Origin of the sequence: Burkholderia sp. 9120, from assembly GCF_000745015.1 — a bacterium.
In the GTDB taxonomy this organism is placed as follows: Bacteria; Pseudomonadota; Gammaproteobacteria; order Burkholderiales; family Burkholderiaceae; genus Paraburkholderia.
The window spans coordinates 2087212-2106403 of the sequence record NZ_JQNA01000002.1; the positions used below are offsets into that span (position 1 = coordinate 2087212).

The following is a 19192-nucleotide window of genomic DNA, read 5'->3' on the forward strand; positions in this document are numbered from 1 at the left end:
ATCCGTTTCTCAAGAGTGTCCCAATGACCGATCTCCTTCAACTCCCGCAAAAGTCCTGCGCGCTGCGCGTCGTGCCGCAACCGTCGGACGCGAACGTTCACGGCGACGTGTTCGGCGGCTGGATCATGGCGCAAGTGGACATTGCCGGCTCGATTCCGGCGAGCCGCCGCGCCAACGGCAGAGTGGCGACCATCGCGGTCAATTCGTTCGTGTTCAAGCAGCCGGTCTTCGTCGGCGATCTGTTGAGCTTTTACGCGGATATCGTCAAGACGGGCAACACGTCGGTGACGGTGTCGGTCGAGGTTTACGCGCAGCGCATGAGCTTGACCGAAGAAGTCGTGAAGGTGACCGAGGCGCTCCTGACCTACGTCGCGACTGACAGCGACCGCCGTCCGCGCGCGTTGCCGGTGAGGGAATAAACACGCGCTGCTGCGCGCGCTGCTAAACAGCGGACCTGAACGAAAACGAGGCGCCTGGGCGCCTCGTTTGCATTCCGCTTTACCGCGTTACTGCTTTACTGAAAAACCACCGCGCCCCGAGGCCGCTTACTGGCTCGCCGCCGCTGCGGCAGCCGCCTTCTTCTGCGCGTTCTGAAGGTCGGTCGGATAGTTCGGATCGTTGCGCGACGGGTTATAGCCGTTGGCTTCCAGATTCTTCAACTCGGCGTTTTTCTTGGCACGCGCCTGCTTGCGCGCGGCCTTGCGCTGGGCCTTCGTGGTGGTCGCTTTCGACGCGGCCACGGGCTTGGCCGCATCCGAATCGTCGCCCGCCGCGCCACCGCTGCCGCCACTTTGCGCGAACGCCGGTGCGGCGCACGCCACACTCAGTACCACCGATGCCAGCAACACACTCAGTTTCTTTGCAGGTGAAGACGTCATTGTTCTCTCTCCAGTCGAATTGGCAATCTGTACGACGGCGCAACGCCCATGACTTTGTACGAGCAGCGACAACGAGTGGGCGCAACGCCACGTGAATCGATGCTTCGCGGTTCCCAACGCAGCTTAAGTTGGGAACTCCGAATATAGCCGACTGAAACCCGTCCGCAAAACGGTTTCCACGCAACAGCACGGGGCTGACGCACGCGAATCGACGTTCAGGCGGAACCGTTGCCGCGCAGATAAACGTCGACCTGTCCTTCGATCCATTGCGCGAAATGGGCCTGCCGGGCATTGAGCATTTCGCGTTGCTGCCACACGAGCCAGTAGGGATAACGATAGGGCACGCGGATGCCGGTGATCTGCACGAGCTCGCCGCGTGCCAGCGCATGGCCGACCAGGCTGCGCCGTTCGAGCGCGATGCCCTGCCCCATCAGCACGGCGCCGATCACGATGTTCGAATCGTTCGCCGACAACACCACCGCTTCGTCCGCGGGCTCCGCGACCTGGGCCGCGCGGCACCAGTCGGTCCAAGGCGTGTCGGGGCTGGAGATCAGCGGACAGGCCATCACGTCTTCGGCCGTGACCGGAAAGCGCCCGTTCGGCGCGAGCGCGAAATGCGGCGCCGCGACCGCGACGATCTCGTCGTCGAACAGCTTCTGCTGCGCGACGTCGGGCCAATGCCCCTGGCCCATTCGAATGCCGACATCGCACGCGCCCTGGCGCAAATCCTCGACTTGCAGACTCGTCAGCAAACGAACCCGATAGTACGGATGCGCCGCGCGGAAACTCGCGAGACGCGGCACGAGCCAATGCTGCGCGAACGACGGCAAGGTCGCGATCACCAGTTCGCTTTCCTGCGGACGCGCCTGCGCGCGACGCGTGGCGTGCGTGATGTCGCGCAGCGCGGTGCGGATTTCGAGCGCGTAGAGACGCCCCACTTCGGTCAGCCGCAGCCCGCGCGCCTCGCGAATAAACAACGCGAGGCCCATGCTGTCCTCGAGCACCTTGATCTGCTGGCTCACCGCCGAGTGCGTGACATGCAATTCGCGCGCGGCCTGGGTGACGCCGCCCAAACGGGCGACCGCTTCGAAGCAGCGCAGCGCGGTTAAGGGCGGGATTGGTTTCATGTAAGAAATTCTGACGTAAACCGTCGATTAATGTCGCTTTTTTTGGCGAGCGGAGATGCTTAATCTATCGACTGGATGCGCCTTGATCTGCGCGGGCATTGAAACTAGCCCAGCGCGGCCGCCTCGGACGCCCATGAAAGAACTTCTAACGGGAATGAGATGAAACTGATCGGTATGCTCGACTCGCCTTACGTGCGCCGGGTCGCCATCTGCCTCAAATTGCTGAAGATCGAGTTCGAACACGAATCGATTTCGGTGTTCAGCACCTACGACCAGTTCGCGAAGATCAACCCGGTCGTCAAAGCGCCGACGCTGATCGCCGATAACGGCCAGGTGGTGATGGACTCGACGGCGATTCTTCAGTACGCGGCGACGCTCGCCGGAGCGGAACAGCGGTTGTTCCCGTCGCGGCCGGACGACGCGTTGCGCGCCGCCCACCTCACCGGCCTTGCGCTGGCCGCCAGCGAAAAGACCGTGCAGATCGTCTACGAGCGCAATCTGCGGCCAGTGGAGAAACAGCACGAGCCGTGGATCGAGCGCGTGCGCTCGCAGTTGCTCGCTGCTTACGCCGCGCTCGAAAAGGATCTCGCCACCACGCCGCCGCCCACCGAAACCGATCGCTTCGACGCGGCGGATATCACCGTGGCGGTTGCGTGGCGCTTCACGCAGATGATGCTGCCGGAGATCGTCAGCGAAGATGCGTATCCGCATCTAAAAGCGTTTTCCGCGTTGGCGGAGGTCTCGCCGGTGTTCGTGAGCACGCCGCCGGTGTAAGACTCAACTCACGCCCAGCTCACCGTGACGGTCGACGCACGCCTTCACGGTTCACTGCACGCGCCGAGACACGAAGCCGTTGCTGTGCCACCCGTTGTGCCACCCGCTGCGCCACCTGTTGTGCCGCCCGCTGGTACGCGACGCCTGCGCCGAGCCGCGACACCGATCCATAACAACGTCCCGATCAGCAACGCGGCGGCGACCCATGGCAGCGCGATCGGGCCGTAGCGATCGATCGCCATGCCGCCCAACGCGCCGCCGCCGGCGATCGCCAGATTCCAGACGGTGACGATCATCGATTGCGCGACGTCGGCGCCGTTGCCCGCGGCCCGCGCGGAGGCGGTTTGAAATAGCGTCGCGGCGCCGCCGAACGCTAATCCCCAGACGGCCACCCCGGTATAAACCGCGCTCCGCGTCTCACTCGCGACGCCCAGCAGCACGACGGCGGCCGCGAACAGCACGACGCTGATCAGGGTGAGCCGCCGCAGATGCGCGTCCACCAGCACGCCGACTATCGCGATGCTCGCCAACGCGGCCGCGCCGAACACGAACAGCACGACGTCTACACGCTGCTGCAAGCCGGCGAAGGCAAGGAACGGCGAAATGTACGTATAGAGCAGGTTGTGCGCGAGCACATAAGCGAACATCACGGCGAGCACCGACTTCAGCCCCGGCGAGGCCAGCACGCCACGCAACGTCGTGCGGCGCGCCGCCGGCTGACCGGCGAAATCAGGCACTTGCCAGCGCACCCAGACGAGCAGGCCGAGCGTCGCCACCGTCATCGCGCCGAACGTATAACGCCAGCCGATCGAGGCGCCCAGCAGCGTACCGAGCGGGATACCGAGCGACAACGCGAGCGGCGCGCCAGTCATCGCCAGCGCGATCGCCCGACCTTGCAGATGCGCCGGCGCCATACGCGCCGCATGCCCCGCCAGCAGCGCCCACACGAGCCCCGCCGACACGCCGGCAAAGAAGCGCGCAATCAGCGTGAGCGTGTAGTGCGTCGAGAGCGTCGTCACCGTGTTGACCACGATGAATCCCGCAATGGCCGTCAGCAGCAACGGACGACGACGCCAGCCCCGCGTTGCGATGGCGAGCGGAATCGCCGACAGCAGCGAGCCGGCCGCGTACACGGTGACCAACTGGCCGATCAGCGCGGCCGATACCCCGAGATCCGCGCTCATTTCACGTAACAGGCCGGCGGGTAACGCCTCGGTCAGGATGGTGATGAAGCCGGCGGTGGCGAGCGCGAGCAAACCGGAAAGCGGCAAACGCCCGGCCGCTCGGGCTGGCCGCGGTGCGCCACCGGACCGCGTCGAGTCGAATTCGCTCATGGCCGGCTCGCCGTCTGAAGAGGCGCCGCACCGACGCCGTAGACCGCGTCGCGCAACGCGCTGACGAATGCACCCGACATCCCTTCGTACAACGTGTTGGTGAGCGCGACGACACTCAACCCACGCGCCCGGTCGACGAACCAGGAATGGCCGTACGCGCCGCCCCAACGCCAGGTACCGGGCGACTCCGGCGAATTCGCGGCGAGCGGATCGCGTAGTACTGAAAAGCCGAGACCGAAGCCATACCCCGGCGCATCGGGTGGTCCCATCGACCCGGTCTGATTACGGCCCATCTCGTCGACGAGCGCGCGCGGCAACAAAGGCGCTCCGCCACCGCGCAATGTGTCGAGCAGGCGCAGCACGTCGTCCGCGCAGCCCACCATACCCGCGCCGCCTGACGGAAACGCCGTCCGATCGAGCGCGCGCGCCGGTTCGAAGTCGATACCCACCGCGCCTTCGAACGGTGTGACGCGATCCTGGTCGCGCATCCGTCGCGGCTCTGGCGTGTCGTTCACGTACGGCGTCGCGAGTCGCGCCTCGTCGAGCGCGTGAAACGCCGTGTCGTGCATCGCGAGCGGCGCCGTCACCAACTCGCGCACCGCCCGCTCCAACGGCCAACCGGTCACACGCTCGATCACCGCGCCTAGCACGTCGATGGCCAACGAATACGTCCACGACTGACCCGGCGCGAACAGCAACGGCACGCCGGCGATCCGGCGCAGATTCTCGGCGAGCGTGACGCCCGAGCAATCCATCCCGTCCGACACACCCGCGAGCGCGTACGGGCCGTGCTCATCGGCCTCGAGAAAACGGTAGCCGAGACCGGCGGTATGCGTCAGCAACTGCCGCACGGTGATAGTGGCCGCCGCGCCGTCCGGTCCGCGCGGCGTGAATTCGGGCAGATGACGCGCGACGATATCGTCGAGTCCGAGACGCTGCTGGGCGACCAGCACCATCGCCGCGGTCGAGACGATCGGCTTCGACACGGAGGCGAGCCGGAACAGCGTGTCGTCGCGCATCGGCTGAGCACGCTCACGATCGGCCAGACCCGCTGCACGGCGATAGACCGTCTCGCCGTGCAGCGCGACCAGCACAACACCGCCCACCAGTCGTTGCGACGCCAACGCGGCGTCCAGCACCGCATCGACCCGCGACGACAGCGCGGCGGAATAACTGGAACGGCTCACTGCCTCGATTGCATGCTGCATGACGGCTCCGTTGAATGGGGACGCACCATCATACGAAGCCGGTCAGCGGAGAAAAACTGGGATACAGTTCCTCACTCTGCGGACAGGAATGTCCGGAATGGGAGGCAATGGTGGAAAGTCTCGGCGGGTTCGTGGTATTCGTGCAGGTCGCGGAAACGCGCAGTTTCGTCACCGCCGGGCGGCTGCTCGGCGTATCGGCGTCGGCGGTGGGCAAACGCATCGCCCGTCTCGAAGAACAGCTTGGCGTGCGGCTTTTTCATCGCAGCACGCGCAGCATCACGCTCACGACCGACGGCATCCAGTTCCTCGAACGCTGCCGGCGTATCCTCGCCGAAATCGACGCCGCCCAACTGGAACTGTCGCAAAGCGCCGGCGCACCACGTGGCCGTTTGCGCGTGAGTCTGCCGCTGGTCGGCTCGCTGGTGCTGCCGGTGCTCGCCGATTTCATGGCGGCGTACCCGGAGATCGAACTCGATCTGGACTTCACCGACCGCGTGGTCGACGTGATCGACGAAGGCTTCGACGTCGTCGTTCGTACCGGCACACTGGCCGATTCGCGGCTGGCCGCTCGCCAGATCGGTTCGTTCGGTGTGGCGCTGGTCGGTGCGCCGGCTTATTTCGCCGCGCACGGCAAGCCGCTTCGACCGGCCGACCTCGCCAACCATATCTGTCTGCACTACCGTTATCCGAACAGCGGCAAGCTCGAAATCTGGCCGCTGCGCCGCGAGCCGGGCGAGCGCGAAGTGACGCTACCGATTTCGATGGTGTGCAACAACATCGAGACGCGCACGTGTTTCGCGATGCGCGGTCTGGGCATTGCCTGCGTGCCGGATTTTTCGGTGCGGCAAGCGCTGCGCGACGGCCTGCTCTGCACGGTGCTCGACGACTACGTCGGCCGGGCGATCGACCTGAGCATCGTGTGGCCGGACGGACCGAGCGTGCCGCCGCGGCTGCGCGCGTTTATCGACTTCATGGCCGAGCGCATGCCGGCGAATGTCGCGCCCGACGATCCGCAACCCCGCGCGCGTACCGCTTAGCGCAACGGCGCCTCAAACCGTCGCCAGTTCCCGCTGCGCCCCGCCCTGCAGCAATTTGGCGATCGCTTCCGTTCCCATCGGCTTCGCGAAGTAGAACCCCTGCATTTCGTCGCACTCGCGCTCGCGCAGGAAGTCGAGTTGCGCCGACGTTTCCACGCCCTCGGCGATCACCTGCAACTTCAGCGAATGGGCGAGCGCGATGATCGCCGACGTGATCGTCTCGTCATCGGCCGACACGCCGATGTCGGAGACGAACGAGCGGTCGATCTTCAAGCGGTCCACCGGAAAACGCTTCAGATAGCTGAGACTCGAATAGCCGGTGCCGAAGTCGTCGATGGCAAGCCCAATGCCGAGCGCGTGCAGCTCATTCAACATCAACACCGCTTCTTCGGCGTTGCGCATGATCGTGCTCTCGGTCAGTTCGAGTTCGAGGTACTGCGGCTCCAGACCGGTTTCGGCCAGCACCTGCATCACCAGCTTCGCGATATCGCGCTGCTGGAACACCCGCGCCGACAGATTCACCGACACCCGCGTCGGTGGTAGGCCTTCGTCCTGCCAGGCCTTGTTCTGGCGGCACGCCTCGCGCAGCACCCACTCGGACAGCGGCCCGATCAGCCCACTCTCTTCCGCAAGCGGAATGAACGACGACGGCGGCACCAGCCCCACCTCCGGATCGAGCCAGCGCACCAGCGCCTCGGTGCCGACGATCTGCCCGCTGCTAATGTCCACCTGCGGCTGGTAGTGCAGCAGGAATTCGTTGTCGCGCAGCGCGCGCCGCAGACGCCGCTCCAGATTCAGACGCGCACCGGCGCTCGCGTTCATCTCCGGCTGATAGAACTGGAAGGTGTTGCGGCCCATGTCCTTTGCGCGATACATCGCGAGGTCGGCCTTTTTCATCAGTGTTTCAGCGTCTTCACCGTCTTGCGGGAACAGGCTCGCGCCCATGCTGCAACCCACGTAAAGCTCGGTGCCGTCGAGCCACACCGGCTCGGAAATCGACAAGCGCACGCGTTCCATCCACGCAATCAGCGATTGTTCGTCGACGGTGTCGGTCATCACGATCACGAACTCGTCGCCGCCGTGGCGCGCCACCGTGTCGCTGGTGCGCGTGCAGCGCGCGAGCCGCTCGGCGACCACGCTCAACAGCCGGTCGCCGACGCTGTGGCCGAGACTGTCGTTGACGTTCTTGAAGCCGTCCAGATCGATGAACACGACCGCCACGCCCTTTTGCTGCCGCTGCGCGACGATTAGCGCATGCTGCAGGCGGTCGCGCAGTAGATTACGGTTCGGCAGGCGCGTCAGGCTGTCGTAGTTGGCCTGGTATTCGAGCTGCTCCTGGTAGCGCATCAGATCGGTCACGTCGTTGATCACGCCGATGTGATGCGTGATCACGCCGTCCGTATTCGGCACTGGGGCGATGAAGAGTTGATTCCAGAACAGCGCGCCGTCCTTGCGATAGTTGCGCACCACCGCACTGACTTCGCGATTCGCGCCGAGCGCCTGACGGATCAGCGCCACGCCTTCCTGATCGCGGTCGTCGCGCTGGAGCACGCGGCAATCGTGGCCGATCACTTCGGCGGGATCGTAGCCGGTGATACGCATGAACGCCGGGTTCACGTATTCGATCAGATTGCCCGTCGGCGACGGCGCGGTGATCAGAATCGCGTTGACGCTCGCGTCGAGCGCACGGCTTTGCAGGCGCAGCGCAAGATCGGCGCGCTTGCGTTCGGTGATGTCGGTGTACGAACCGAGCACGCCGATCACGCGGCCGTCGCCGTCGGTGAACGGCAGCTTGCTCGTGACCGTGGTGCGATGCACGCCGTCGATCACCAGATCGACTTCGAAACTCATCTTCGGCACGCCCGTGCTCACCACTTCCTTATCGTGATCGTTGAGCAGGTCGGCGAACGCGCGCCACGGCAGGTCGGTGTCGCTCTTACCGACTACCTGCTCGGGATAGGCGAGCCCGGCGTCGCGCGCGAACGCCATATTGCAGCCGAGATAGCGCGACTCCAGGTCCTTCCAGAAAATGCGCTGCGGAATGTTGTCGATCACCGCTTCGAGCATCTGGTTCGAACGCTGCGCTTCGGCTTCGGCGTTGATCTGGTCGGTGACGTCGTCGGCCAGCACGAAAAACGCGGCGCGGCCCATGAAGTTCAGCGCGTGATACGAGATGTCGGCGCTGATCGTCGACCCATCCTTGCGCCGGTGATGCCAGATGCCGGCCATCGTGCGGCCGCGCGGCGCCATTTCGCTGCGCTGCAGATGCGATTCGAGCCGCGCGATTTCCGCGTTCGGCCGGATCGCGCGAATCGTCATGCCGAGAAATTCGCTCTCGGCGTAGCCGTATTGCTGGATCGCGGCCGCATTGACGGCGAGAAACCGCATGGTTTCGCGATCGAAGATGTACATCGGCACCGGATGATCGTCGAACAGACCGCGAAAACGCTCGTCGTTGCGGCCGAGCGCACGCACGGTGCGCAGTTTTTCGCGGGCGCTGCTTTCGCGGGCGCCAAAGGTGAAGATCAGCAGCGCGCTGCCGGCCAGCATGGTGACGATCAGCAGGAATATGGCGCGCTGGGTTTCGCTGGCCGATGCCGAGAGCGACGTCTGCAGCGCGTGGCTTTCCTCGCTGCGCAATGCCGCGAGACCGGCTTCCACGCGATCGAGCCCGAGTCCGAGATGCGTATAGGTCGACGCGGCCCACGCACGCGACGCGTTCGGCTCGGCGCTGGCGCTCTTCAACAGCGCATCGTCGATGTCGTGTTGCAGCGCGTGGCTGTCGGCGCTCAGTCTCGCCAGCTTGTCGAGCATGGCCGGTTCGCCGGCCAGTTCGCTGTGCAGGTCGCGCTCAAGGGCGGCGAGCGTCGCCCGCGTCGTGCTGGCCGCGCTGACCGGCGCCGATTCCCCCGTCGCCTCGAAGCGGCCGAGCGTGGCGAGACCGCCGTCGAGCGCCGTCTGGTAGGCGTCGAGGTTCTCGCGCACGCTGGTCGAACGCAGCATGCGCGCGTCGGCATCGCGCTGACCGCAAATCTGCGAATAAGCGACGAACGCGTTCGCGCCGACCGCGGCAGCGACGACTGCCAGATTGATCAGCAGCCGCTTCGATAAAAAAGAATTCATGGATTCCGAACGTCAGATCGTTCCGAGGGCGGGAGCGCGCGGTCGCTTTCGGTGCGTCAGGCCGCATCGATGCGAGTTTTTTTACACGCCAACCCATGGATAACGGCAGGGTTCGGAGCGGGTTGAGGGTGTGGGTGAAAAAATAGGCAACTTCGGGCACGCGGTGGGATCCGGGCGCGGCCGGTTAGGCGGTTTCGGCCAGACGTGTTCTGGCGCGGCGTTTTCGGTCAGGTGCACTGGTCAGGCGCCCTCAACTTCGCGCCGCCAGCTAGGCGCCCCCTCCAAATTCCTTCATGGCCGGCACGAAGTCGTGATTGGCCTCCGGTTTGCGCGACAGCTTGGCGAGCACGTAACGCTTGAACGGATCGAGTTCGGCCCAGCGCGCCACGCTCGGCGCGGTCAGACCGGCTAATCCCGCCTGGTGCGTGACGCCTTCCGGCACGCTATCGGTACGGCGCCAGAGCGGCGCTTCCTCGGGCGTGAACCACTCCGGCTCGACATTGGCGTGAGTGCGCAGCATTTCGAACAGCGCGTGGTCGAAATTCGGTTCGATTTCCGTGTCGTCGTCGACCGGAAAACGCGCCAGCAGCTTGCGGTCTTCGAGCGGCAGCATTTGCCACTGCGCCAGCGTGATACGCAAGCCGAAACGGTCGAGGTTGAAGCGAACCGACATCGGGATGAACGTGAAATTCTCCGAAGACTCGACCTCGAAGTTGAACAGAAGCGGTGCTTCGTTGAGTCCCATGACAGTGTCCTCGTGGATAGCGGGCAACATGCAAGCCCGGCTTGAGGTATTTTAGAACCTTATTCGCGCGGTGACGGCACGAGAGCGGCACGCGGCAAGGTAGAGGAGCAAGTGAGCTTGAACGAACTGGAAACAGCCGGACAACCGGGCGCGGTGGAGCGTCAGGTGCATCGGCATCGCGGCGCGGCGGTGGAAACCGTCACCGATCATGTCGGTCAGGAATGGCCGGTCGCGCTCGTCTTCAACGGTATTTCGCACGCGGTGATGATGTGTACGCCGCGCGATCTGGAAGCGTTCGCGGTCGGTTTCGCGATTTCGGAAGGCATCGTGGCGCGCGGCAGCGACATTCACGACATCGAAGTCGAACTGCACGACGACGGCGAATTGCCGCATGCCGAAGTGCAATTGCAGGTGGTGCAGCAGGCGTTCGTCGCGCTGAAGGAAAAGCGCCGCGCGCTCGCCGGGCGCACCGGCTGCGGCGTCTGCGGAATCGAAAGCATCGATCTGCTGGATCTGAACCCGGAACGGGTGCCCGACACCGGCTTTCTGCAACGGCTCGCCCCGGACGCGATCGCCCGCGCCGCCCACGACCTGCCCGCACACCAGGCGCTGACGCGGCTGACCGGCGGCCTGCACGCCGCCGCATGGTGCGATGCGGCAGGCGCGATCCGTTACGCGTTCGAGGACGTCGGCCGTCATAACGCGCTCGACAAGCTGATCGGCCAGCTCGTGCTGGATCGCGTCGATACGAAAGAGGGTTTTGTGTTCCTGTCGAGCCGCGCCAGCTACGAGCTGGTGCGCAAGGCGGCGCGCGTCGATGTGCCGATGGTCGCGACGATCTCGGCGCCGTCGTCGCTGGCCATTGCGATTGCCCGCAAGGCCGGCGTGCGGCTGGTCAGCTTCTGCCGCGAGACGAGCTACGTCGATTACGACACGTTGCAGCCGGCGCCGGGTTGAGCGCCGGGTTAAGTGCCGACATGCATCGGCATCCCACACCACGGGATTGACTTCAAATCTGGCCTCTTTTCGGCGAATTACATGCGCTCCGATCGGCTCACACTAGCATCGTGCCAATCGAGAGAGCCGCCAGAAAATGTCATCCCGTCACGCCAAAAATCGTCCGTTCGGTCTTGATCTGCCCGAGCTGCTCACGTCCGAACAGATGCTTCCGTCGGGTATCGATGCCGACATGATGGACGGCCTGCACCGCTCCTCCGGGAAAGTATTGCAGCTCGCCACGCTGACGCATCAAGCCGTGGCGCGCGGCGATGCGGCGGCGGCGGAAGCGGCGCGGGCATCGCTCGAACGGCAGCTCGCCATCTCTACCAGCCTGATCGACCAGCTTCTGCTCGACGGCACGGACCAACCTACGACACATTGAGCAGCCGGAAGGCCAGGCGGAATTCATCGCCGTATCGCGGCAATGTCGCAACTCCGAGAACTGAAATGAGTGCTTTGACCGTAATTCTCTGCATCTGGGCGATGGTCGCCTTTTGCGCGATTCTTTTCATTCGCGGCGCAACGGCGCGCGTGAAACGGCCGGCGGCGCCGCATAAGCGTCCGGCACGTTTTTCGATCGCGGAATAACGCGCGCGGGTCGGGCGATGGCGCTTTTATGCGCGTCGCCGTCCCCGCGTCCCCGCGTTGCAACAACGCTTACGGAAACGCCCGGAAATCCGGCTTGCGCTTCTCGAAGAACGCCTTGAACGCTTCGCGCGCTTCCGGCGCGAGCAGCATCTTGCCGAAATGCACGGCTTCTTCCGACATCTGCGTCTGCAGTTCCTGCTGGCTCGCGCGCTTCATCAAACTCTTCGTCACGCGCAGTGACGAAGCCGGCAACGCCGCCAGCTTCGCAGCCTGCGCAGCAGCGAACGCGTCCACTTCACTCGCCGGCAACACGCGATTCACAAAGCCCATGCGTTGCGCTTCGGTCACGTCGAACGCTTCGCCGAGCAGCAGCTTTTCCGCCGCCGCCTGATAACCGCCCACGCGCTGCAGCAGCAAGCTCGACGCCGCTTCCGGGCACAGCCCGAGTTGCGCGAACGGCAGCGAAAAGCTGGCCGAATCGGCGGCATAAACCAGATCGCAATGCAGCAGCAGCGTCGTCCCAATGCCCACGGCCGGACCCGCCACCGACGCCACCACCGGCTTCTCCGCCGAGCTGATCGCGCGCAGGAACTGGAACACCGGCGCGTCTTCGCCCATCGGCGGCGTCTTCATGAAGTCTTCGAGATCGTTGCCGGCGCTGAAAATATTCGCGCTGCCGCGAATCAGAATCGCGCGCACCGAGGTGTCGCCTTGCGCGTCGACCAGCGCGTCGGCCATGGTCTGATACATCGCGGCCGTGATCGCGTTTTTCTTGTCGGGCCGGTTGAAGGAAATCGTCAGCACGCCGTCGGCACGCTCGACCAGAATATCCATTGTCATCTCCTTGTTCTCCTCGTGATCCTGCTGAGAATGTGGAAACGGTTCGCAAGCCAGCCGGCCTGCGAACCGTTCCGCGGTCCTTAAGGGGTGCCCATGGGGACCTGTACAAACACCGGGGTCGCCGGCGTTATCCGGTTTACAGACGCTCGATGATGCCCGCAGCGCCCATGCCGGTGCCGACGCACATCGTCACCATGCCGTACTTGTAGTTGCGGCGGCGCAGACCATGCACCACCGTCGACGCACGAATCGCGCCCGTCGCGCCCAGCGGGTGGCCGAGAGCGATCGCGCCGCCGAGCGGGTTGATCTTCGACGGATCCAGGCCGAGGTCCTGAATCACCGCCAGCGATTGCGCGGCGAACGCTTCGTTCAGCTCGATCCAGTCGATGTCGTCGATCTTCAGGCCGGCGGCCTTCAGCGCGGCCGGAATCGCTTCCTTCGGACCGATGCCCATGATTTCCGGCGGCACGCCGCGCACGGCGAAGCTGACGAAGCGCGCGAGCGGCGTCAGATTGAATTCCTTCAGCATCTTTTCCGACACGACGATCAACGCGCCCGCGCCGTCCGACGTCTGCGAGCTGTTGCCTGCCGTGACCGAACCCTTGTTCGCGAACACCGTGCGCAGCTTGGCGAGGCCTTCCAGCGTCGTCTCCGCGCGCGGACCTTCGTCGAGCGACACTTCGCGCGTCTTCACCTTCACTTCACCGGTGGCGAGATCGGGGAAACGCTCGGTAATCGTGTACGCGGCGATTTCGTCGTTGAACTCGCCGGACTGCTGCGCGGCGATCGCGCGGCGGTGCGATTCGACCGAGAACGCGTCTTGCGCTTCGCGGCTGATCTTCCAGCGTTCGGCGACTTTCTCGGCCGTCAGGCCCATGCCGTAGGCAATGCCGAAGTCTTCGCTACGATCGAAGATGTGCGGCGACATGGACGGCTTGTTGCCCATCATCGGCACCATGCTCATCGATTCGCAGCCGCCGGCGATCATCGCGTCGGATTCACCCACGCGGATGCGGTCCGCCGCCATGGCCAGCGCGGTCAGGCCCGACGCGCAGAAACGGTTCACCGTGACGCCGCCGACCGAGTTCGGCAGGCCGGCCAGCAGTGCGCCCATTCGCGCGACGTTCAGGCCTTGTTCCGCTTCCGGAATCGCGCAGCCGATGATTGCGTCTTCAATCACTTTGGTGTCGAGGCCGGGCACCTGCGCCACGGCCGACCGGATCGCGTGAACCAGCAGTTCGTCCGGGCGCGTGTTCTTGAACATCCCGCGCGGCGCCTTGCCGATCGGCGTGCGGCTCGCGGCGACGATGTATGCGTCTTGCAATTGCTTTGACATTTTTAGCTCCATTGTCGGTGGAAGTCGGCGCTTTGGCGTCTGCTCCCACCCCATACACGTGTTTGCCGCTTAGTTACGAACCGGCTTGCCGGTTTGCAGCATGCCCATGATCCGTTCCTGCGTCTTCTGCGTGCCGAGCAGGTCGACAAACGCGCGACGCTCGAGTTGCAGCAGCCATTCTTCGTCGACGAGGCTGCCGGCTTCGACATCGCCGCCGCACACCGCTTCAGCGATGCGGCTCGCGATCAGGTAGTCGTGCTCGCTGATGAAGCGGCCGTCGCGCATATTGACGAGCGAAGCCTTGATGGTCGCGATCGCCGAGCGGCCAGCCACCGGCACCTGCGTAACCCGCAGCGGCGGACGGTAACCCGCCACGGACAGCGCGCGCGCTTCCTTCTTCGCGATGTCGAGCAGTTCGAACACGTTGAAAACGATCGTGTCGGACGGCTTCAGGTAACCCATGGCGCGGGCGTCGAGCGCGGACGCCGAGACCTTCGCCATCGCCGCGTTTTCGAACGACTTCTGCACGAACTTCAGCAGGTCGTTGGTCGCGCCGGCTTGCGTCGCCGCTTCCGCCGCGCGCAGCGCCGCTTCCTTCAGGCCGCCGCCGGCCGGCACGAGACCGACGCCGACTTCCACCAGACCGAAATAGCTTTCGATATGCGCAACCCGCTTCGCGCTATGCAGCGCCAGCTCGCAACCGCCACCGAGCGCAATACCCGACACGGCCGAGATGACCGGCACGCTCGCGTATTTCACGCGCAGCATGCCCTGCTGGAATTTCTTGACGAACGGCTCGATACCCTTCGCGCCGCCCATCATGAACGCGGGCATCGCTTCTTCGAGGTTGGCGCCGGCGGAGAACGGACCACCCGGCGTGCCGAGCTTCAGCGACGTGGGCTGCCACACCACCAGACCCTTGTAGTCCTTTTCGGCGAGTTCGATAGCCTGCGTCAAACCGTCGATCACCGACGGTCCGATCGTGTTCATCTTGCTCTTGAACGACACGATCAACACGTCGTTCTCGCCAGCGCGATCGTCGACCCAGGCGCGCACGGCGTCCGTTTCGAACAGCGTCTTGCCGTAGGTCTTCGGATCGGCCGAGGTTTCGCCGACCAGCGGTGCACGGAACACCTGCTTGTCGTACACGCCCAGCGAGGAACGCGGCACGAACGTCTGCGAAGCCGGCGACCACGAACCTTCATTCGTATGCACGCCGCCCTTGTCAGCAACCGGGCCTTCGAGCACCCACGACGGCAGCGGCACGTTCGACAGCGCCTTGCCTGCCGCGATATCTTCCTGCACCCATTCGGCGACCTGCTTCCAGCCGGCCGTCTGCCAGCCTTCGAACGGACCTTCGTTCCAGCCGAATCCCCAACGGATCGCCAGATCGACGTCGCGCGCGTTGTCGGCGATCGATTCCAGATGCACGCCGATGTAGTGATACACGTCGCGGAAAATCGCCCACAGGAACTGCGCCTGCGGATGCTCCGACTCACGCAGCAGCTTCAGACGCTCGGCCGCCGGGCGCTTCAGAATACGGCTGACCAGTTCGTCCGCCTTCGCGCCGCCGTCCACGTACTCGCCCGTCTTCGGGTCGAGCACCTTGATCGCGTTGCCTTCTTTCTTGTAGAAACCGGCGCCGGTCTTCTGACCGAGCGCGCCCTTCTTCACCAGTTCTGCCAGCACGGCCGGCGTTTCGTAGACCGGGAAGAACGGGTCGTCCTTCAGCGTGTCCTGCATCGTCTTGATGACGTGCGCCATCGTGTCCAGACCGACCACGTCGGCGGTGCGGAACGTCGCGGACTTCGCACGGCCCAGACGCGCGCCGGTCAGATCGTCCACTTCGTCGAAACGCAGGCCGAATTTCGCGGCTTCGGTCACGACCGCCAGGATCGAGAAAATACCGACGCGGTTGGCGATGAAGTTCGGCGTGTCCTTCGCGCGCACGACGCCCTTGCCGACCACGCTCGTCAGGAACGATTCGAGCTGATCGAGAATTTCCGGACGCGTCGTCGCGGTCGGGATCAGTTCGACCAGGTGCATGTAGCGCGGCGGATTGAAGAAGTGCACGCCGCAGAAGCGCGCCTTCAGTTCATCCGGGAAACCTTCCGACAACGACGTGATCGACAGACCCGACGTGTTGGTCGCGAAAATCGCGTTCGGTGCGAGGTGCGGCGCGACCTTCTTGTACAGGTCGTGCTTCCAGTCCATCCGTTCGGCGATCGCTTCGATCACGAGGTCGCATTCGGCGAGCTTCTCGATATCGTCGTCGTAATTGGCCGGCTGGATGTATTGCGCGTCGTCCTTCACGCCGAACGGCGCCGGCGACAGCTTCTTCAGATTCTCGATCGCCTTCAGCGCGATCGCGTTCTTCGGGCCTTCCTTAGCGGGCAGGTCGAACAGCAGCACGGGCACCTTGGCGTTGATCAGGTGCGCGGCGATCTGCGCGCCCATCACGCCGGCGCCGAGCACGGCTACCTTGCGAATGATCAGATTGCTCACGTCGTTCCTCCGGGGAGTTATGCGGATGTCGCGAAGCTTCGATGGACGCTTCGCGATGGGATGTGTGGCTGACACAGGCGCCGCTCGCGTTACGCGCGGCGCCTGTCGTGAGGTGGCTTTAGAACAGCGCTTCGTCGACGTCCATCATCGACTTCGAACCGGCGCGCGCCTGACGGATCGTCATGGCCGTTTCCGGCAGCAGCTTCGCGAAGTAGAAACGCGCGGTGGCGAGCTTGGCCTTGTAGAACGGATCGCCCGACGCTTCTTTATCGAGTGCGACACGTGCCATGCGGGCCCAGAAGTACGAGAACACCAGGTGGCCGACGGTACGCAGATACGGCACGGCGGCGGCGCCGACTTCGTCCGGGTTCTGCATGGCCTTCATGCCGATTTCCATCGTCAGCTTCTGCACCTTGTCGCCGATATCGGCGAGCGGGTTGATGAACTCCTGCATTTCCGGCTTGATGCCTTCGGCTTCGACGAACTCCGACACCAGCTTGCCGAACTTCTTCATCTTCGCGCCCATGTCGCCGAGAATCTTGCGGCCGAGCAGGTCGAGCGCCTGAATCGCGTTGGTGCCTTCGTAGATCATGTTGATACGCGCGTCGCGCACGTACTGCTCCATGCCCCACTCGGCGATGAAGCCGTGGCCGCCGTAAATCTGCATGGCGTGGTTGGTGCTCTCGAACGCGTTGTCCGACAGGAACGCCTTCAGGATCGGCGTGAGCAGCGCGACGAGGTCGGCCGCGTCTTTACGCGCGGCTTCGTCGGCGTGCGACAGTTCCTTGTCGATATGCAGCGCGGACCAGTACGAGAACGCACGCGCGGCTTCGGCGTAGGCCTTCTGCGTGAGCAGCATGCGGCGCACGTCCGGATGCACGATGATCGGATCGGCAGCTTTTTCCGGCGCCTTCGGGCCGGTCAGCGAACGCATCTGCAGACGCTCTTTCGCGTACGTCAGCGAGTTCTGATAGCCGATTTCGGTCAGGCCGAGACTCTGCATGCCGACGCCGAGGCGCGCGGCGTTCATCATCACGAACATGGCGTTCAAGCCCTTGTTCGGCTCGCCGACCAGCCAGCCCTGCGCGTTGTCGAGATTGATCACGCAGGTGGCGTTGCCGTGAATGCCCATCTTGTGTTCGATGGAACCGCACTTCACGCCGTTGCGCGCGCCCGGCTCACCGGCTTCGTTCGGCACGAACTTCGGCACGATAAACAGCGAAATACCCTTGGTGCCGTTCGGTGCGCCCGGCAGACGCGCCAGCACCAGATGAACGATGTTCTCCGCGAGATCGTGTTCGCCGCTGGAGATGAAAATCTTGGTGCCGCTGATCGCGTACGAGCCGTCGCTGTTCGGTTCGGCCTTGGTGCGCAGAATGCCGAGGTCGGTGCCGCAATGCGGTTCGGTCAGACACATCGTGCCGGTCCAGACGCCCGCGACCAGCTTCGGCAGATAAGTCTTTTGCAGTTCAGGCGTGCCGTGCGCGTGCAGACATTCGTACGCGCCATGCGACAGACCCGGATACATGGTCCATGCCTGGTTCGCCGAGTTCAGCATCTCGTACAACGCGTTGTTGACGAACGCCGGCAGACCCTGGCCGCCGTATTCCGGATCGCAGCCCAGTGCGGGCCAGCCGGCTTCCACGTACTGCTGGTACGCTTCCTTGAAACCCTTCGGCGTGGTCACCACGCCGTCGCCGACGTACGTGCAGCCTTCCTGGTCGCCGCTGTGATTGAGCGGGAACAGCACCTGGGAGCAGAACTTGCCGGCCTCTTCGAGCACCGCGTTGATGGTGTCGACATCGAGATCCGCGTGCTTCGGCATCTGCTTGATTTCGGCTTCGACGTTAAGCAGTTCGTGCAACACGAATTGCATGTCGCGCAGCGGCGCGGCGTACTGTCCCATGACTCTCTCCAAAGTTTGACAAGAAGCCAGGCTGTTAGCGGAGTCCGTGGATCGGAACTTTCTGCGCCGCGAATCTTTTGAGGTTCGGCGGCTCTGCTAACGGCTTTCGCTTTGATACGAAACAATCAATTTTTCCAGCGCGGCCCACGTGAGACGCACGGCGTCCGGCAAGTGCAGGAAGCGTGCGTCGTGATGCAGACCGAGCGTGAAGCTATACAGTTCGAACAGCATCAGTTGCGGATCGGTGTCGGCACGCAGATGCCCTTCTTCCATCGACTGCGAAATTGCGCGCGTGAGTGCCGCACGCCAGATCGTCACGCTCGACACCAGTTGCTCACGCACCGGGTTATCCGCGCGGTCGTCGTACTCGACGGCGCCGCTGATGTAGATGCACCCGGTCGTGACTTCCTGAATGCGCTTCTCGATCCAGCGGGAAATCATCGCGCGCAAGCGCGGCAAGCCACGAGGCTCGCGCAAGCTCGGGAAGAACACCTCGTCTTCGAAACGACGGTGATATTCGCGCACGACTTCGACCTGCAAATCCTCGCGCGACCCGAAATGCGCGAACACACCGCTTTTGCTCATCTGCATGCGCTCGGCCAGCAGCCCGATCGTCAGACCTTCCAGTCCGTCGCGGCTTGCCAGATCGAGTGCTGCTTCGAGAATCGCGGCTCGCGTTTGTTCGCCTTTTCGCATAGCTTTTTACCGTTCTAATGTGACCGAAAGAAAATCGAACGGCCGTACTATTATTGTGGGCGGCCGCCCGCTAAACAAGGACTTTATTAGAAACCG

The 19192-nt window shown here is 64.1% G+C and carries 16 protein-coding genes; 5 read left to right on the forward strand and 11 right to left on the reverse strand.

Translation table 11 applies throughout. From position 1 onward, the window contains the following. Nucleotides 1–23: 23 nt before the first annotated feature. Nucleotides 24–419 carry an acyl-CoA thioesterase gene (locus FA94_RS17445; RefSeq protein ID WP_035553423.1) on the forward strand — a complete coding sequence of 132 codons (396 nt, stop codon included), beginning with the start codon at nt 24–26 and terminating at the stop codon, nt 417–419. Nucleotides 420–545: 126 nt separating this feature from the next. Here the strand turns inward: FA94_RS17445 and FA94_RS17450 are convergent, their stop codons facing one another. Next, nucleotides 546–878 carry a DUF4148 domain-containing protein gene (locus FA94_RS17450; protein ID WP_035553425.1) on the reverse strand — a complete coding sequence of 111 codons (333 nt, stop codon included), beginning with the start codon at nt 876–878 and terminating at the stop codon, nt 546–548. A gap of 215 nt (nt 879–1093) precedes the next feature. Beyond that, nucleotides 1094–2005 carry a LysR substrate-binding domain-containing protein gene (locus tag FA94_RS17455; protein ID WP_035553428.1) on the reverse strand — a complete coding sequence of 304 codons (912 nt, stop codon included), beginning with the start codon at nt 2003–2005 and terminating at the stop codon, nt 1094–1096. A 159-nt stretch (nt 2006–2164) separates the two neighbouring features. On the opposite strand from FA94_RS17455, the gene FA94_RS17460 reads away from it, so the two are divergent. After that, a complete protein-coding gene (locus FA94_RS17460) occupies nt 2165–2779 on the forward strand; it encodes a glutathione S-transferase (RefSeq protein ID WP_035553430.1) in 615 nt (204 codons plus the stop codon). Between the two features lie 44 nt (nt 2780–2823). Here FA94_RS17460 and FA94_RS17465 read toward each other — a convergent pair whose 3' ends face one another. Together FA94_RS17465 and FA94_RS17470 are read right to left on the reverse strand one after the other, a co-directional pair. Further along, nucleotides 2824–4113 (reverse strand): MFS transporter, encoded by a 1290-nt coding sequence (locus FA94_RS17465; protein ID WP_063771787.1) that lies wholly within the window; start codon nt 4111–4113, stop codon nt 2824–2826. Beyond that, nucleotides 4110–5321, reverse strand: coding sequence for a serine hydrolase domain-containing protein (locus tag FA94_RS17470; protein WP_051980635.1), 1212 nt, complete (start codon nt 5319–5321; stop codon nt 4110–4112). The genes FA94_RS17465 and FA94_RS17470 overlap by 4 nt, the downstream gene beginning before the upstream one ends. Nucleotides 5322–5431: 110 nt before the next feature. Between FA94_RS17470 and FA94_RS17475 the strand changes: the two genes are divergently transcribed. Next, on the forward strand, nt 5432–6358 hold the full coding sequence (locus FA94_RS17475; protein ID WP_035562433.1) for a LysR family transcriptional regulator: 927 nt from the start codon (nt 5432–5434) through the stop codon (nt 6356–6358). Between the two features lie 12 nt (nt 6359–6370). Here FA94_RS17475 and FA94_RS17480 read toward each other — a convergent pair whose 3' ends face one another. Together FA94_RS17480 and FA94_RS17485 are read right to left on the reverse strand one after the other, a co-directional pair. Beyond that, on the reverse strand, nt 6371–9481 hold the full coding sequence (locus tag FA94_RS17480) for a sensor domain-containing protein (RefSeq protein ID WP_035553433.1): 3111 nt from the start codon (nt 9479–9481) through the stop codon (nt 6371–6373). Between the two features lie 268 nt (nt 9482–9749). Then, nucleotides 9750–10226 (reverse strand): nitrate reductase associated protein, encoded by a 477-nt coding sequence (locus FA94_RS17485; RefSeq protein ID WP_035553436.1) that lies wholly within the window; start codon nt 10224–10226, stop codon nt 9750–9752. A gap of 117 nt (nt 10227–10343) precedes the next feature. Here FA94_RS17485 and fdhD point away from each other — a divergent pair, with 117 nt between their 5' ends. Beyond that, nucleotides 10344–11183: a formate dehydrogenase accessory sulfurtransferase FdhD gene (gene fdhD, locus FA94_RS17490; protein WP_035562436.1), complete on the forward strand. Its 840-nt coding sequence runs from the start codon at nt 10344–10346 to the stop codon at nt 11181–11183. 136 nt (nt 11184–11319) lie between these two features. Continuing rightward, complete coding sequence (locus FA94_RS17495) at nt 11320–11607, forward strand: hypothetical protein (protein ID WP_035553439.1); 288 nt, start codon at nt 11320–11322, stop codon at nt 11605–11607. 275 nt (nt 11608–11882) lie between these two features. Here FA94_RS17495 and FA94_RS17500 read toward each other — a convergent pair whose 3' ends face one another. The 5 genes from FA94_RS17500 to FA94_RS17520 all read right to left on the reverse strand — a co-directional run bounded on the left by FA94_RS17500 (nt 11883) and on the right by FA94_RS17520 (nt 19096). Then, entirely contained in the window at nt 11883–12653 is a 771-nt protein-coding gene (locus tag FA94_RS17500) for an enoyl-CoA hydratase (protein ID WP_035553441.1), read from the reverse strand. 136 nt (nt 12654–12789) lie between these two features. Next, nucleotides 12790–13989, reverse strand: a complete 1200-nt coding sequence (locus tag FA94_RS17505) for an acetyl-CoA C-acyltransferase (RefSeq protein ID WP_035553443.1) — start codon at nt 13987–13989, stop codon at nt 12790–12792. Nucleotides 13990–14058: 69 nt separating this feature from the next. Beyond that, nucleotides 14059–16494 (reverse strand): 3-hydroxyacyl-CoA dehydrogenase/enoyl-CoA hydratase family protein, encoded by a 2436-nt coding sequence (locus FA94_RS17510; protein ID WP_035553445.1) that lies wholly within the window; start codon nt 16492–16494, stop codon nt 14059–14061. Nucleotides 16495–16612: 118 nt separating this feature from the next. Continuing rightward, nucleotides 16613–18400 carry an acyl-CoA dehydrogenase C-terminal domain-containing protein gene (locus FA94_RS17515; protein ID WP_035553446.1) on the reverse strand — a complete coding sequence of 596 codons (1788 nt, stop codon included), beginning with the start codon at nt 18398–18400 and terminating at the stop codon, nt 16613–16615. Nucleotides 18401–18496: 96 nt separating this feature from the next. Next, a complete protein-coding gene (locus FA94_RS17520) occupies nt 18497–19096 on the reverse strand; it encodes a TetR/AcrR family transcriptional regulator (protein ID WP_035553448.1) in 600 nt (199 codons plus the stop codon). Between the last annotated feature and the right edge of the window lie 96 nt (nt 19097–19192).

Excerpts from the sequence above, each read along its gene's own strand:
- FA94_RS17500 (WP_035553441.1), bottom strand. The coding sequence starts at position 12,653 with ATGACAATGGATATTCTGGTCGAGCGTGCCGACGGCGTGCTGACGATT.
- FA94_RS17515 (WP_035553446.1), bottom strand. The coding sequence starts at position 18,400 with ATGGGACAGTACGCCGCGCCGCTGCGCGACATGCAATTCGTGTTGCAC.
- FA94_RS17470 (WP_051980635.1), bottom strand. The coding sequence starts at position 5,321 with ATGCAGCATGCAATCGAGGCAGTGAGCCGTTCCAGTTATTCCGCCGCG.
- FA94_RS17445 (WP_035553423.1), top strand. The coding sequence starts at position 24 with ATGACCGATCTCCTTCAACTCCCGCAAAAGTCCTGCGCGCTGCGCGTC.
- FA94_RS17520 (WP_035553448.1), bottom strand. The coding sequence starts at position 19,096 with ATGCGAAAAGGCGAACAAACGCGAGCCGCGATTCTCGAAGCAGCACTC.
- FA94_RS17460 (WP_035553430.1), top strand. The coding sequence starts at position 2,165 with ATGAAACTGATCGGTATGCTCGACTCGCCTTACGTGCGCCGGGTCGCC.
- FA94_RS17485 (WP_035553436.1), bottom strand. The coding sequence starts at position 10,226 with ATGGGACTCAACGAAGCACCGCTTCTGTTCAACTTCGAGGTCGAGTCT.
- FA94_RS17450 (WP_035553425.1), bottom strand. The coding sequence starts at position 878 with ATGACGTCTTCACCTGCAAAGAAACTGAGTGTGTTGCTGGCATCGGTG.
- FA94_RS17480 (WP_035553433.1), bottom strand. The coding sequence starts at position 9,481 with ATGAATTCTTTTTTATCGAAGCGGCTGCTGATCAATCTGGCAGTCGTC.
- FA94_RS17495 (WP_035553439.1), top strand. The coding sequence starts at position 11,320 with ATGTCATCCCGTCACGCCAAAAATCGTCCGTTCGGTCTTGATCTGCCC.
- FA94_RS17505 (WP_035553443.1), bottom strand. The coding sequence starts at position 13,989 with ATGTCAAAGCAATTGCAAGACGCATACATCGTCGCCGCGAGCCGCACG.
- FA94_RS17455 (WP_035553428.1), bottom strand. The coding sequence starts at position 2,005 with ATGAAACCAATCCCGCCCTTAACCGCGCTGCGCTGCTTCGAAGCGGTC.
- FA94_RS17465 (WP_063771787.1), bottom strand. The coding sequence starts at position 4,113 with ATGAGCGAATTCGACTCGACGCGGTCCGGTGGCGCACCGCGGCCAGCC.